Raw genomic sequence first — 13,724 nt, 5'->3', positions numbered from 1 at the left:
GCTGCCGCGTGGGTGACGAGCTGCCGCGTTGGCGCGCTCAGGCCGCCGCGGGCACCGCCGCGCGGCCGAGGCCCGTGAACGACCAGCCGGCCGCGCGCCAGGCCGATGCCGAGAGCCGGCCGCGGGCGTCGATCATGCGCGGCACCGCCGTCAGAGCGGCCAGGTGGGCCGGGTCGGCCCGGAGGAACTCGTCCCACTCGGTCAGGACGAGGACGACGTCCGTGCCCTCGACGGCCTCCTCCACGCTCGTCGCATAGGCCAGGGTCGGGAACGACGAGCGGGCGGTGTCGCCGGCCTGCGGGTCGTAGACGGTGACCTGGGCTCCGCGCAGGTGCAGAGCGGCGGCGACGTTCAGGGCCGGCGAGTCGCGGACGTCGTCGGTGTGCGGCTTGAACGCGGCACCGAGGACGCCGATGCGGTGGTTGAGCACCGACCCGCCGCACGCCTGGACGGCCAGGTCGACGACGCGCTCACGCTGGCCCATGTTGATCTCGTCGACCTGCTGGAGGAGCGCGGACGCCCGGCCGGCGCCGAGCTCGTTGGCGCGGAACATCAGCGCACGGATGTCCTTGGGCAGGCAGCCTCCGCCGAACCCGAGCCCCGCGTCGAGGAACTGCCGGCCGATGCGGGTGTCGTGCCCGAGGGCGTCGGCCAGCACCGTGACGTCCGCGCCCGCCGCCTCGCACACCGACGCGATCGCGTTGATGAACGAGATCTTCGTGGCGAGGAAGGCGTTGGCACTGACCTTCACCAGCTCGGCGGTCGGCAGGTCGCAGACGACCACGGGCGAGCCCTCCGCGATCGGGCCCGCGTAGACGCGCCGGAGCAGGGCCTCGGCCGGCTCGGACGTTCCGCCCATGACGATCCGGTCCGGGTGCAGCGTGTCCTGGACCGCCTTGCCCTCGCGGAGGAACTCGGGGTTCCAGACGAGCTCGGCGCGGACGCCGGACGGGGCTTCGGCCGCGACGAGCGACCGCAGCCGGGCGCCGGTCCCGACCGGGACGGTCGACTTGCCGACGATCAGGCCGTCGTGCGTGAGGTGCTTGGCGATCGCCGCGGTCGCCGCCTCGACGTAGCGCAGGTCGGCGGCGTGGCTGGTCTTGGACTGCGGGGTGCCGACGCAGACGAAGTGCACGTCGGCCCAGCCGACCGCCTCGGCCACGTCGGTGGTGAACCGCAGGCGGCCCGTGGCGAGGGTCTCGGTGAGCAGCTCGGGCAGCCCGGGCTCGTAGAACGGGACCTTGCCGGCCGTGAGCATCTCGACCTTGTGGGGGTCGGTGTCGACGCCGACCACCTCCATGCCGAGCTGGGCCATGGCGACCGCGTGGGTCGCGCCGAGGTAGCCGGTGCCGAGGACCGCGATCCGGGGCATGGGGGCGTCCGGGTCGAACGGGTGGCGGGCGGGCTCGGAGTCGGGGGCGGGGACCTTGGCGGCACGCGTGCCGGTGGCTGGCGTCATGGCGGTGTCTCCTGGGTGGGTCGGTCGGGTGGTCGGTCGGGTGGTCGGACGCGTGGTCGGGCGCGTGGCCGGGCTGGACGACGGGCTGAGGGTCGGGCCGGCGACGGGACGCGGCGTGTGGCCGGTCACGGCGTCGGGCTCGGGGTCGGTTCGGGGGCCGCGGTCTCGGTCGCAGTGGGCTCCGGGGTCGCCGTCGGTGCCGTCTCGCGGGTGGCCTCCGCGGTCTGCGACGGGGTCGGGGACGGTGTGGGCGTCGGCTCCGGGGTGGGGGTTGGCGTCGGGGTGGGGGTCGGTGTCGGTTCGGGCGCCGGCGCGGCCAGGGCTGCGACCGGTGGTCCGTCGACGAACCCCGCGGCCGGGTTGGTGATGCCGTCGATGAACGCCTGCGTCGAGTCCCGTCGGGAGTTGATCCGCCAGTCGTTCGTGACGCGTTGGCCGCCGGAGATCGTCGTGACGGTCTGGTTGAACCACGCGAACCCGATGACGTCCGCGTTCTCCGGCCGCGCCAGGCCCGCGAAGAGGTCACGCACCCAGGCGGGCTTCTGACCACCCACCTCGGACGCGCCGATCTCGGCCAGCAGGATCGGTTTGTGCGTGATCGAGCGCAGCTGCTTGAGCGACGGGCCGTAGGTGTAGTCGAAGGTCGGCGTCTGGTCGGCCCTGTAGGGCGGCCGGTAGTAGCCGGACAGACCGACCCAGTCGACGTAGTCGTCGCCGGGGTACAGCGAGCGCATGTACCAGGACGAGTTCTTGGCCCAGTCGGGCAGGGCGTTCACGATGTTCGGCGCCCACACCCAGATGACGTAGGCGTTGGCGCCCTCGGCCTCGAAGATGTCGTGCACGTGGCGCCACATCTTCGCGTAGTCGCCCTTGCCGTTGCCGTTGAGCGAGTTGCCGCCCCACTGACGCTCGCCCCACGGGTACCAGCTGCCGTTCATCTCGTGGTCGAGGCGGATGGCGAGCGGGAGCCCGAGGGCGGCGACGTCCCGCGCGTACTGGTGCAGGTAGTCGTCGTAGGTGCCGTTGATGATCTTCGGCAGCGAGTAGTCCGGGTCGACGGCCTGGTCGTTGCCTGCCTTGAGGGGGCGGGACTCCCAGGTGAGCAGCGGCATCATGCCCTTGGTCCACGACCGTTCGACGGCGTCCGCGCGGAACGGTCCGTCCCAGCCCTGGAAGTAGCCGCTGATCGTGGGCTTGACCCCGACCGTCGAGGCGACGTTGTCGAACTCCGCCCAGTTGAACGGCGACTGCGTGGTGTAGAGCCCGAACTGGCGCTTGGTCGGCGCGAGCAACGAGGCCAGCGAGGGTGCGGTGATGGTCGACGGCGCGGGCGGGGGTGCCGACGACGCCGTGGAGCTGGACGCTGCGGCGGCCCTGGCGGCGGACGCCGCGGCCGCGGCCTTCGCTGCGGCGGCCCGCGCCTCGGCGGCCTTGGCCTTCCCGATCGCCGCCGCCGCGGTCCGCTCGGCCTTCGCTTTGGCCTGACCGCCGGAGGCGGCCTTGGCGCGTTCGGCGGCGGCCTTCGCCTGCCCGCGAGCGACGGCTTCCTCGCGCTCGATCTGCGCCTTCTGCTTGCCTGCCGCCGCACCCGCTGCGCGTTCGGCGGCAGCCTTCTCCTGCGAGCTCGTCAGGTTGTCGACCTCGTCGGTGCGGGCGGCCAGGGCGGCCTTGAGCTCGGCGTTCTCCTGCTCGAGCGCGATCTGCTGCGCGCTCTTGGCGGGAGCCGCGGACGGCTCGGCGGTGGACGGAGAGAGCCAGACGACGGCCGAGACCGCGAGCAGCGCGAGGGCGACCGCGAAGGCCGCGAGCCGGGCGCGACGGGACGGGTGAAGGATCCGGTGGGCGTCAGACATAGGCCAGTGCCTCCAGAGCGAGCAGGGCGAACGCGATCCCGTAGGGGACGGCCGCGAGCGGGTTCAGCCGACGACGTGGGGTCGGTGGGGGGACGGTGGCGGTGGTGGCGGTGGCGGTACGGCGGCGACGCGCGACGGCGGTGCCGGCGGTCCCGTCGACGGACGGGGTGCCGCTCGGCGGCGTCATGGGGGCTCCCCGGTCGACGAGGTCGACGGGCGCTCCGTCGCCGACGGACTCGAGCTCGGCCATGAGGTCGTCGTTCTCGGCCCCGCCCTCGTAGGCGCCGGAGCGGGTGCCCCAGCCGCTGGCGTGGGCCATCCGCAGGAACCCGAGGATGCGGATCGGCATGAGGAAGAACGTCGAGACGATGATGAACACGGGCAGCCGCAGGAAGTCCGAGGGCTTCTCCTGCAGGTGCCGGATCTGCCGGATGGACATCGAGAGCACCGACGAGACGATCATCAGCGTGACCACCCAGAACCAGCCGCTCAGGCCGGTGTACGTGGTCAGCACGGCCTCGTAGAGGTTGGCGCCCGTGTTCGTCGCGGACCGGTAGATCCAGCCGAGGATCGTGCCGAGCAGCAGGAACGGCAGGAAGATGTCGGTGACGAAGAAGATCGCCAGCACGGGGGCGTGACCGGCCATCCAGGGCAGCATGCGCAGGGTGTTGTACTGGCTGCCGCGCGCCCAGCGCAGCTGCTGCTTGGCCAGCTTCTTCACCTTCAGCGGGGCGTCCGTGTAGACGAGGCTCGAGTACTGGTAGACGGTGCGGTAGCCGGCTTTCAGCGTCAGGTTGGTCAGCGTCCGGTCGTCGGAGACCTCGAGGAACACCCCCAGGAACTTCTCGGACATGAACGCGTCCATGACCTGCATCAGGATGCGTCGTCGGAACGCGATGGTCCGTCCCGGCAGGCATCCGACCTGGCCCAGCGCCGACTGCGCGGGCATCGAGTAGAGGGCCCGGGTGTTCTCCAGCCAGTCGGCCCAGCGCGTGATCCAGGACCGCTCCGGCTCGAGGATCCGCTGCCGGGTGGTGACGCCGCCGACGGAGGCGTCGGCGAACGGCTTGACCAGCTCGGGCAGCGTCCCGTCGGTCCAGATCGTGTCCGAGTCGACGAGCACGGTGATCTCGCCGACCGACATCCGGGTGCCGATCATCACCGCGTTGCGCTTGCCCGGGATCGGCGTGTGCACCCAGCGGACCAGCGGCGCGAACTCGTCGCAGACCTGCTCGAGGTCCGGGTTCACGGCGCCGTTGATGACGACGATCACCTCGTCGGGACGCTGCGCGACGATCCGTTGCAGCACCTCCCGGAAGAGGTCGAGCGGCTCGTCGACCACTGGGATCACGACGCTCGTGGTGACGTCGTACGGCGCGGTGACGGGGCGGTAGCGGCGGCTCAGCACGACCTTGAGCAGCCACAACGCCCAGACGAGCGTGGAGAAGACGGCGAACAGGTAGATCTCGGACTGACCGGCGAACATGTGGCGTAGCTGAAGGACGAAGACGAACACAGGGCACCCCAAAGGCCGTTCGGGCACAGGACGACTGACCGACCTCATCGACGATGCAGCGAGGACGTCAGGGGCGTCGTCCGCGGGTGCGGCCGGGTCTACCTGTCCGTCGGATGGTCGTCGCGGCTAGTGGTTCAACCGGCGACGACGGCTGCGAGATGTCACCACTGTGCGTGCCGTCGGCCGTCTGGCCAAGCGGTGCAGGAAAACTCTGTGTAAACGGATGTAACGGATGTAACGGGTTTCGAAACTCGAGCCGTCAGCTCTGGACGCGTCGCACCAGATCTTGATAATCCGCGTGACGCGCGAGCCACGCCTTCACGTACGGGCAGAACGCGACGACGTCGCGGCCGCTCTCCCGCACCATGTCGAGGGCCGCCTTGACCAGGGTGCTCGCGATGCCGTGCCCCTCGAACCGCGGATCCACCTCGGTGTGCGTGAAGACGACCGTCCGGCCGATCGTGTCGTACATCGCGAACCCGACGACGACACCCTCGGGCGACAGCGCCTCGAACCGGTGCTCGTCCGGCGCGTCCCTGACCTGCACATCCATCATGCCCTCGATGGTGCGGCATCGAGGAGGCCGCGCGATAGGGGTGATGCGACACTGACCCCATGCTCTCGCCCTACCGTGACGTACTGACGCGTCCCGGGGCACTCGCCTTCTCCGCATCCGGCGTCCTCGCACGCCTGCCCATGTCGATGGTCGGCATCGGGATCGTGCTGATGGTCTCGTCCCTGTACGGCTCCTACGGCCTGGCCGGTGCGGTCTCCGCGGTGTACGTCGTCGCTCAGGCCCTGTGCTCGCCGCAGCTGTCCCGGCTCGTCGACCGGCACGGTCAGGCCCGGGTCATGAGCCCGGCCGTCGCGATCGCCGCCTTCGGCCTGGTCTGGCTGATCACGGCGGCACTGCTCGAGGCGCCCGCCGGGTTCCTGTTCGTCGGCGCCGTGATCACCGGCGCCGCGATCGGGTCGTTCGGCGCGCTGGTCCGGGCGCGCTGGACCGCCCTGCTCGGCGACGACCCCCACCGCACCCACACCGCGTACTCGCTGGAGTCCGCGCTCGACGAGCTCGTGTTCGTCGTCGGCCCCGTCCTCGCGACCGTGCTGGCCACCGGCGTCGCCCCGACCGCGGGGCTGATCGTCCCGCTCGTCGCGATGATGGCCGGCGGCTACTGGTTCCTCTCGCTGCGGTCCACCGAGCCCGCGTCGGCGCCCGTCGGCTCCCCGCGTCCGCGCGGCTCCGTGCTGGCCCGGCCCGGCATGGCGGTGCTGTCGATCGTCTTCGTCGCGATGGGCGCGATCTTCGGCGCCACCGACGTCTCCACGGTCGCCTTCGCCGACGAGTCCGGGTCGAAGGGTCTGGCGGGCGTCATCCTCGCGGTCTTCGCGCTCGGCTCGCTGATCTCCGGGCTGCTCTACGGCACGCGCCAGTGGAAGCGGCCCCTGTACCTGCGGTTCGCGAACGGGATGGTCCTGCTGGCCGTCGGCGTCTGCGCGTTCTTCTTCGTGCAGTCGCTCGTCGCGCTCGCGGCCGTCATGTTCGTCGTCGGGTTCGCCATCGCGCCGACCCTGATCAACGGCAACGGCCTGGTGCAGGAGCTGGTGCCCCGCGAGCGCCTCACCGAGGGGCTCACCTGGGTGGGGACGTCCCTCGGCGTCGGCGTCTCTGTCGGGTCCTCCGTCGCCGGCGCCCGCATCGACGCCGCCGGGTCGCACGCCGGGTTCCTCGTCGTGGTCGTCGCGGCGGCGGCGGCCGTCATCGCGACCCTCGCCGCGCTGCGCACCCTGCGCGGGGACGTCTCCGAGCACGTGCACGACTCGGTCGAGCCGGGCTCGCCGTCGTCGACGGGCGGTGCCGCCGTCGCCGCCTGCGAGATCGCCGAGTCGGTCGACCCGTCGAAGCCGCGCACGCCGGACCCGCGCGCGTCCTGATCGACGGCACCGGCGCGCGGTCGAGCGCGTCGACAGCGGTCCGGGTGCGGGCGCGGGGGTGTCGGATGACGATGGGGCTTCCCGCACCTCGGAGGTCCCCGTGGCTCGACGTCGCACGCTCGCCGACCAGCTCGTCGCCCAGATCGTCGCCGCCGGCGCGCGTCACGTCTACGGGATCGTCGGCGACAGCCTGAACCCGGTCGTCGACGCAGTCCGACGAGCGCGCGACGAGGGCGTGGACATCGCCTGGATCCACGTGCGGCACGAGGAGGCGGGCGCCTTCGCGGCGGCGGCCGAGGCCGCGATCACCGGGAGGCTGGCGGTCTGCGCCGGCTCCTGCGGGCCAGGCAACCTGCACCTGATCAACGGGCTCTACGACGCCAACCGCTCGCGCGTCCCCGTGCTGGCGATCGCGTCGCACATCCCGAGCGCGCAGATCGGGACGCAGTACTTCCAGGAGACGCACCCCGACCGGCTGTTCCTCGAGTGCTCGGTGTTCTCGGAGATGATCTCGTCGGCAGCACAGGCCCCCCGCGTGATCCGGTCCGCGATCCACCACGCGTACGGTGCGCCCGGTGTCGCCGTCCTGACCCTGCCCGGGGACGTCGCGGACCTCGAGGCCGCCGACGACGGCGTCGACACCCTGCTGCCGCCGCCCGCACCCCGGGTGGTCCCGGACGAGTCGTCGGTGCGGGCGCTGGCCGACGCGATCGACGCCGCGGGCAAGGTCACGATCTTCGCCGGGGCGGGCACCGCCGGGTACCGCGACGAGGTCGTCGAGCTGGCGCGGGTGCTGAACGCGCCCGTCGGCCACTCGTTGCGGGGCAAGGAGCACGTCCAGGTCGACAACCCGTTCGACGTCGGGATGTCGGGGCTGCTGGGGTACGGCGCGTGCCAGGCCGCGATGGAGGGCGCCGACCTCCTCCTCCTGCTGGGCACCGACTTCCCCTACGACCAGTTCCTGCCCTCCAAGGTCCGCACCGCGCAGGTCGACGTCGAGCCCACGCGCCTCGGGCGGCGCACGCGCAACGACCTCGTGGTGCTCGGCGACGTCGGCGAGACCGTCCGGGCGCTGCTGGGGACGGTGACGCCCAAGAAGAACCACCGGTTCCTCGACCAGATGCTCAAGAAGCACGAGCGCGCCATGGGCGGCGTGGTCGGCGCGTACACCAGGGACGTCGAGCACACCGAGCCGATCCACCCCGAGTACGCCGCGGTCCTGCTCGACGAGGAGGCGCCCGACGACGCCGTCTTCACCGTCGACACGGGCATGTGCAACGTCTGGGCGGCCCGGTACATCACGCCGAACGGCCGTCGACGGGTGATCGGGTCGTTCCTGCACGGGTCGATGGCCAACGCCCTGCCGCACGCCCTCGGTGCCGCCCTGGCCTCCCCCGGCCGGCACGTCGTCGCCATGGCCGGCGACGGTGGCCTGTCGATGCTGCTGGGCGAGCTCATCACGCTCAAGGTGCTGGATCTGCCGGTGAAGGTCGTCGTGTTCGACAACGCGACGCTCGGCATGGTCCGGCTCGAGATGCTCGTCGACGGCCTGCCCTCCTACGCCACCGACACCCCGCCGGTCGACTACGCCGCGATCGCCTCCGCGATCGGCATCCCGTCGGTCCGGGTCGAGGACCCGTCGCAGATCCGGGCCGCCCTGCGCACGGCGTTCTCGCACGACGGTCCCGCGCTCGTCGACCTCGTCACCGACCCGCGGGCCTTGTCGCTGCCGCCCAAGATCACGCGCGCCCAGGTCTCCGGGTTCACGGCCGCGATGAGCAAGGAGGTGCTGGGCGGCGGCCTCGGCGAGGTGATGGCGATGGCCCGCTCGAACCTCCGCAACGTCCCGCGCCCGTAAGGGGCACCGACAACGACTCATTTCTTGACATGGTTTGTTTTCGGTGAGACGGTTTCTCCATGTTAGACGTCACCGTCATCGAGGATCCCGCCGTCGCCGAGGCGGCGCTGGACCCGACCCGCGCACGCATCCTCGGCGCCCTGGCCACCCCGGGGTCCGCGACCTCGCTGTCCGGGCCGCTCGGGCTGTCCCGGCAGCAGATCAACTACCACCTGCGCACGCTCGAGAACCACGGGCTGCTCGTGCTCGTCGAGGAGCGGCGCAAGGGCAACATGACCGAGCGGGTGCTCCAGGCCACCGCCGCGTCGTACGTCATCTCCCCGGTGGCGCTGCCCGCCGTCGCACCGGACCCCGACCGCCTGCGCGACCAGCTCTCGGCGCAGTGGATGCTCGCGCTGGGCGCCCGCATGGTGCACGAGGTGGGCACGCTTCTCGCCGGCGCCCAGCAGGCCGGGCAGCGACTGGCCACCTACGCGGTGGACGGCACGGTCCGGTTCTCGTCGGCCGCATCACGCGCCTCGTTCGCCGACGAGCTCTCCGTCGCGCTCGGTGACCTCGTCGAGAAGTACGACGACGTCACCGCCCCCGGCGGCCGCGAGCACCGGCTCGTCGTCGCCCTGCACCCCGCCCTCAAGCCCGCCGTGAACACCATCGAGACCAAGGAGAACTGACATGTCCCGCGAGTTCGAGATCGTCCGCGAGCACGACGTCGACGCGTCCCCGGAGGAGGTCTGGGACGCCCTCACCACCGGCATCGGCGGCTGGCTCTGGCCCATGGAGTACGAGCCGCGGACCGGCGGCAGGGCGCCCTTCGACGGCGTCGTCGCCGCCTGGGAGCCGCCGCACCACCTCGTCGGCCGCAACGACGGACCCGACGGCTGGTTCAACCAGGTCGAGGAGGTGCTGACCCGGCTGTCCGACGGCCGCACCCACCTGCGGTACGTGCACTCCGGCGTCTTCGTCGACGACTGGGACAACCAGTACGACGGCGCCGGCGCGCACACGGACTTCTACCTGGCGACGATGCGCTCGTACATCGCGCACTTCTCGCGCCGCCCGGTGACGTACTCCTCGACGGACGCGCCGGCCGCCTCCAACACCGTCGGCGGGTTCTCCGTCCTGCGCGCCGCGCTCGGGCTCTCCGACGACGTCACGGAGGGCACGGCCGCGACCGTCAGCCTGCCGGGCGGCGACACCGCGGTCGTCGTCGACTACGCCGCACCGAACTTCCTCGGCCTGCGCACCGACACCGCGCTGGTCCGGCTGTTCGGCCGCAACGCCTATGGCGCACCCGTCGGCATCGCGGTCCACGACTTCGCGCCCGACGCCGCGCCGAGCGAGACGACGACGGCCGACTGGTCGGAGTGGCTGGAGAAGGTCTACGCCTGACGCACCCCCGGTCGACGGCACCCCGCGCTCGCGACGGCGCCCCCAGCAGCGGGCGCCGKCGCCGGCAACGGGAGCCGTCGGTCGGCCGTGGAAACGGGTGGCGGCAGCCCGCTACGGCACCGGGTGCCGGGCGTCGTAGTCCCAGAAGGAGCGCTGCGAGCGGACCAGCAGCGTCAGCAGGACCACGCAGAGGCACCCGCCGATCACCGCGGCCCAGCCCTCGCCGATGTGGGTCGCGGCACCGCCGAGCATCGCGTCGCCCAGTCGCGGGCCACCCGCGACGACGACGATGAACACGCCCTGCAGCCGACCGCGCATGTCGTCCGGGGTGGCGGTCTGCAGGATCGTCTGCCGGAACACCGCGCTGACCGCGTCGCTGCCGCCGGCGATCACCAGCATGAGCACCGCGAGGGCCAGCGCGACCCACAGCACGTGCGTCGGGTGGGTCCCGCCGCTGAGCACGAGAACCGCCCCGAACCCCGCGACCGCGAGTCCCCACACGACGATCGCGACGCTGATGATCCGGCCCTGCCAGCGGATCCTGGTCAGGCGACCGGACAGCAGCGCGGCCAGCATCACGCCGACCGCCGCCGCCGCGGTCATCACGCCGGTAGTCGTCGCGCCCCCACCCAGGTACACCAGCCCGACCGCGGGGAACAGGACGCGTGGCGACGAGGTGAGCATCGCGACGAGGTCCACGGCGAACGTCATGCGCACGTTCTTCTGGGTGCCCAGGTAGCGGAAACCGTCGATCACCGAGCTGAGGCCCGCGCGGCCCTTGCGCTCGCCGAGCGGCGGCTGGGCGGGCAACCGGAACATCGCGACGAGCGCCGCGGTGAACAGGACGGCGTCGACCGCGTACGCGGTGGCGTAGCTGTACACGGCGACGAGCAGGGCGCCCAGCAGCGGTCCGATGGTGAACGCGACGCTGTTGCCGAGCGTCTGCAGGGCGTTGGCGGCGGCCATGAGCCGGGCGTCGAGGAGCCGCGGGATGATCGCCGACCGCGCGGGTGCGTTGACCGCGAACGCCCCGGACTGGATCGCCACGAGCACGAACAGCACCCAGACCTGCTGCACCCCCGCCCACGCCTGCACGGCGAGCAGGAGCGTGACCGACCAGGTGACGAATGCCGAGACCAGCGCGACCCGACGCCGGTCGTAGTGGTCGACGATCGCGCCTCCGTACAACCCGAAGATCACCAGAGGTACAAGTGCGCAGAGGCCGAGCAGGCCGACCGACCCCGTCGATCCGGTCAGGTGGTACACCTCGAGCCCGACCGCCACGACGGTCAGCTGGGCCCCGAGGTTCGAGATGGTGAGCCCGAGCCACAGCCGCCGGAAGGCGGGGCTGACGCGCAGCGGCGTCAGGTCCATGGCGAGGGAGGGCACCGCGGGAGTGTAGTTGCCCTGGGCTGCATCCCTCGGGTCGGGGCCGGGCGTCGTCTCAGCCCGCGAGCGCTCGGCGTGGAAGGGTGGCGGCGTGGAGCATCTCGTCGTCATGGGCGTGTCCGGGACCGGGAAGTCGACGGTCGGCGCGCTGCTCGCCGCCCGGCTCGGTCGTCCGCTCATCGAGGGCGACGACCTGCACCCGCCCGAGAACAAGGCCAAGATGCACGCGGGTATCCCGCTGACCGACGAGGACCGTGGCCCCTGGCTGCGCGCGGTCCGGGATGCGATGGACGCCGCGGGGCGGCCGACGGTCGTCGCGTGCTCGGCGCTACGCCGCTCCTACCGCGACATCCTGCGGACCGCCGACGGTCGCGTCCGCTTCCTGCACCTCGTCGCGAAGCCCGAGGACCTGGCCGACCGGATGGCCGCGCGGACGCACCACTTCATGCCGCCGAGCCTCCTGGCCAGCCAGCTCGCCACCCTCGAACCCCTCCAGCCGGACGAGGACGGCATGACCCTCGAGCTCGGCCCGACCCCGGAAGCGACGACGTCCGCACTCGTGGGCGCTCTGGGCACCACGAGTGCGGACGTTGCGGAGGGGGTCAGGCCTCGAGGGTCGAGCCCGTCTCCAGGAGGGTCTTGAGGTCGGAGAGGATCTGCGGCCAGCCGCCCCCGAACTGCGGCATGTCGCCGGAGAGCAGGGCAGCGCTGCGCGGGGCGCCCGTGACGTCGTGCGTCAGGGTCAGCTGCGTGAGGTTGTCGCCGCGCGGCTCGAGCTCGTAGGTGAGGCGCTGGAAGCCCTCGGCGCGCGCCTCCTCGTCCCAGAGCGTGCGCCAGGTCTGCACCAGACGCTCGTTCTCGACGACCTCGATCACCTCGCCGTCGATGATCGGCTGGTCGAGCGGCAGGCCCATGACCTCGGACGGGAACGTCTGGAACGATCCGCCGGGCACGAGGTCGTAGTGCGACGGCGACCCGTAGCCGTAGCGGGCGTTCCACTCCGGCGAGGTGATCGCCGTCCAGACGGTGGCGGCGTCGGCCTTGATCCAGATGCGGTGGACGAGAACGGTCGAGAGGGCCGTGTCAGCGGGCGTGCTCATGGTGGACTCCAGTGCGTGCTTGAGGTCGGTGAGGGCGTGCAGGCGCTCGCTCCCCAGGAGGTCGTACTTGTCGATCCACCGCTCGTGGATCAGCTGGATCGGGACGGCGTTGAGGAAGTGCAGCTTCTCCCGCCCCGACTTTCGGGTGACGACGAGGCCCGCCTCCTCCAGCACCGACAGGTGCTTCATGACCCCGAACCGGGTCATGTCGAGGCCCTCCAGGAGCTCCGTCAGCGTGCGGCCGTCACGCGTGAAGAGCTGGTCCAGGAGGTGGCGGCGGGTGGCGTCGGCCAGTGCCTTGAACACCTGGTCGTCGCGGTCCTCGTCCATACCGACGACCATAGGTGACCTTTTAGTCACATGTCAAGGGATCACCAGCCGCGGGTGCCCGGCGCTCCCTTGAACGGTCCGACGACCCGGGACGTGATCCAGCCGCCGTAGAACCCGCCCGGCTGCGGCTCCACGAGCTCGCCGTCGACGGTGCAGGTCAGCTCGGTGGCGTACAGCGCGATGCGGTCGACGAGCACCTCGTACCCGGGCAGCGGCTCGGGGTAGGTCCACCCGACCCGCGCGAGCAGTCGGTCGCCGACCCGCACCGAGACATAGGACGCGACGCCTTTGAACTCGCACACCGACGAGCCCGCCGAGGGTTCGAGGACCCCGGGCTCGAAGGACGACCGCGGGAGGTAGTACGCGGGAGGGTGGCTGGTCTCGAGGACCCGGACGCTCTGGCGGGTCGACGCGACGAGCACGCCGCCGAGCCGCACGACGACGTGCTCGTCGGACGGCTCGACGCGCGGAGGCCTGGGGTAGTCCCAGACCGACTCAGCGGGCGTTGGCGGTACCGGGGTTCGCGTCGTCGGCATCCATCAAGGGCTCGACGATGGTGTCCGAGTCGTACTTCGTCGTCGATCCCGACACCGCACCCTTCGCGGTGTCGACGGCCTTCTCCCACAGGGCCGTGCCCTGCTGCTTGGCGAACGCGGCGGCCTGCGCCTCGTACTCCTGCACGTAGCCCTGCACGCGCGGGTCGGCCCAGACGTCCTGCGCCCACACCCGTGCCTTGTCCAGCTGCCGACGTCCCGACGGGGTGCCGACGAGGTACCCGACGGCGACGCCGATCACGAACACGATCCTCTTCATGGGCGGTCCTCCAGCTCATCGGTCCAAGGGTCCGAGCGTAGGCACCGAACGTGCACGCCGCGCGACGGGCGTGTCACAGACG

Annotated in this window: 13 protein-coding genes; 5 read left to right on the top strand and 8 right to left on the bottom strand. The window is 71.7% G+C overall.

The genetic code is table 11. From position 1 onward, the window contains the following. Positions 1-37: 37 nt before the first annotated feature. The 4 genes from AC1DUE_RS02840 to AC1DUE_RS02825 form a co-directional block, all read right to left on the bottom strand. Positions 38-1,372, bottom strand: a complete 1,335-nt coding sequence (locus AC1DUE_RS02840; RefSeq protein ID WP_477037876.1) for a UDP-glucose dehydrogenase family protein — start codon at positions 1,370-1,372, stop codon at positions 38-40. 212 nt (positions 1,373-1,584) lie between these two features. Continuing rightward, positions 1,585-3,312: a glycoside hydrolase family 26 protein gene (locus AC1DUE_RS02835; RefSeq protein ID WP_477037854.1), complete on the bottom strand. Its 1,728-nt coding sequence runs from the start codon at positions 3,310-3,312 to the stop codon at positions 1,585-1,587. Next, positions 3,305-4,828, bottom strand: a complete 1,524-nt coding sequence (locus AC1DUE_RS02830) for a glycosyltransferase family 2 protein (protein WP_477037853.1) — start codon at positions 4,826-4,828, stop codon at positions 3,305-3,307. Before AC1DUE_RS02830 ends, AC1DUE_RS02835 begins: the two co-directional genes overlap by 8 nt. A 259-nt stretch (positions 4,829-5,087) precedes the next feature. Next, positions 5,088-5,384, bottom strand: coding sequence for a GNAT family N-acetyltransferase (locus AC1DUE_RS02825; RefSeq protein WP_477037852.1), 297 nt, complete (start codon positions 5,382-5,384; stop codon positions 5,088-5,090). 59 nt (positions 5,385-5,443) lie between these two features. Between AC1DUE_RS02825 and AC1DUE_RS02820 the strand changes: the two genes are divergently transcribed. The 4 genes from AC1DUE_RS02820 (at position 5,444) to AC1DUE_RS02805 (ending at position 10,010) form a co-directional block, all read left to right on the top strand. Next, positions 5,444-6,763: an MFS transporter gene (locus AC1DUE_RS02820; RefSeq protein ID WP_477037851.1), complete on the top strand. Its 1,320-nt coding sequence runs from the start codon at positions 5,444-5,446 to the stop codon at positions 6,761-6,763. A gap of 100 nt (positions 6,764-6,863) precedes the next feature. Then, complete coding sequence (locus tag AC1DUE_RS02815; RefSeq protein WP_477037850.1) at positions 6,864-8,621, top strand: pyruvate dehydrogenase; 1,758 nt, start codon at positions 6,864-6,866, stop codon at positions 8,619-8,621. A gap of 59 nt (positions 8,622-8,680) precedes the next feature. Beyond that, positions 8,681-9,292, top strand: a complete 612-nt coding sequence (locus AC1DUE_RS02810; protein WP_477037849.1) for an ArsR/SmtB family transcription factor — start codon at positions 8,681-8,683, stop codon at positions 9,290-9,292. Position 9,293: 1 nt separating this feature from the next. Then, complete coding sequence (locus AC1DUE_RS02805) at positions 9,294-10,010, top strand: SRPBCC family protein (protein WP_477037848.1); 717 nt, start codon at positions 9,294-9,296, stop codon at positions 10,008-10,010. 111 nt (positions 10,011-10,121) lie between these two features. Here AC1DUE_RS02805 and AC1DUE_RS02800 read toward each other — a convergent pair whose 3' ends face one another. Beyond that, on the bottom strand, positions 10,122-11,399 hold the full coding sequence (locus tag AC1DUE_RS02800; RefSeq protein WP_477037847.1) for an MFS transporter: 1,278 nt from the start codon (positions 11,397-11,399) through the stop codon (positions 10,122-10,124). A 109-nt stretch (positions 11,400-11,508) separates the two neighbouring features. On the opposite strand from AC1DUE_RS02800, the gene AC1DUE_RS02795 reads away from it, so the two are divergent. Next, complete coding sequence (locus tag AC1DUE_RS02795; RefSeq protein WP_477037875.1) at positions 11,509-12,042, top strand: gluconokinase; 534 nt, start codon at positions 11,509-11,511, stop codon at positions 12,040-12,042. Here the strand turns inward: AC1DUE_RS02795 and AC1DUE_RS02790 are convergent. The 3 genes from AC1DUE_RS02790 to AC1DUE_RS02780 are packed head-to-tail and all read right to left on the bottom strand — an operon-like array spanning position 12,002 to position 13,642. Next, complete coding sequence (locus AC1DUE_RS02790) at positions 12,002-12,829, bottom strand: ArsR/SmtB family transcription factor (protein WP_477037846.1); 828 nt, start codon at positions 12,827-12,829, stop codon at positions 12,002-12,004. The two genes, AC1DUE_RS02795 and AC1DUE_RS02790, sit on opposite strands and share 41 nt — an antisense overlap. A 41-nt stretch (positions 12,830-12,870) precedes the next feature. After that, a complete protein-coding gene (locus tag AC1DUE_RS02785; protein ID WP_477037845.1) occupies positions 12,871-13,365 on the bottom strand; it encodes a DUF427 domain-containing protein in 495 nt (164 codons plus the stop codon). Next, positions 13,325-13,642, bottom strand: a complete 318-nt coding sequence (locus tag AC1DUE_RS02780) for a YtxH domain-containing protein (RefSeq protein WP_477037844.1) — start codon at positions 13,640-13,642, stop codon at positions 13,325-13,327. The genes AC1DUE_RS02785 and AC1DUE_RS02780 overlap by 41 nt, the downstream gene beginning before the upstream one ends. Positions 13,643-13,724: the final 82 nt, after the last annotated feature.

This window comes from Cellulomonas sp. P4_A2 (assembly GCF_056402515.1).
Note: the sequence above shows the minus strand (reverse complement) of the source record. Positions and strands in the feature narration are given on the sequence as shown.

What these genes read in the sequence shown, in the direction of transcription:
- AC1DUE_RS02790 (WP_477037846.1), bottom strand. Translation starts at nt 12,829, where the DNA reads ATGGACGAGGACCGCGACGACCAGGTGTTCAAGGCACTGGCCGACGCC.
- AC1DUE_RS02810 (WP_477037849.1), top strand. Translation starts at nt 8,681, where the DNA reads ATGTTAGACGTCACCGTCATCGAGGATCCCGCCGTCGCCGAGGCGGCG.
- AC1DUE_RS02820 (WP_477037851.1), top strand. Translation starts at nt 5,444, where the DNA reads ATGCTCTCGCCCTACCGTGACGTACTGACGCGTCCCGGGGCACTCGCC.
- AC1DUE_RS02825 (WP_477037852.1), bottom strand. Translation starts at nt 5,384, where the DNA reads ATGATGGATGTGCAGGTCAGGGACGCGCCGGACGAGCACCGGTTCGAG.
- AC1DUE_RS02805 (WP_477037848.1), top strand. Translation starts at nt 9,294, where the DNA reads ATGTCCCGCGAGTTCGAGATCGTCCGCGAGCACGACGTCGACGCGTCC.
- AC1DUE_RS02835 (WP_477037854.1), bottom strand. Translation starts at nt 3,312, where the DNA reads ATGTCTGACGCCCACCGGATCCTTCACCCGTCCCGTCGCGCCCGGCTC.
- AC1DUE_RS02840 (WP_477037876.1), bottom strand. Translation starts at nt 1,372, where the DNA reads ATGCCCCGGATCGCGGTCCTCGGCACCGGCTACCTCGGCGCGACCCAC.
- AC1DUE_RS02785 (WP_477037845.1), bottom strand. Translation starts at nt 13,365, where the DNA reads ATGCCGACGACGCGAACCCCGGTACCGCCAACGCCCGCTGAGTCGGTC.
- AC1DUE_RS02780 (WP_477037844.1), bottom strand. Translation starts at nt 13,642, where the DNA reads ATGAAGAGGATCGTGTTCGTGATCGGCGTCGCCGTCGGGTACCTCGTC.
- AC1DUE_RS02795 (WP_477037875.1), top strand. Translation starts at nt 11,509, where the DNA reads ATGGGCGTGTCCGGGACCGGGAAGTCGACGGTCGGCGCGCTGCTCGCC.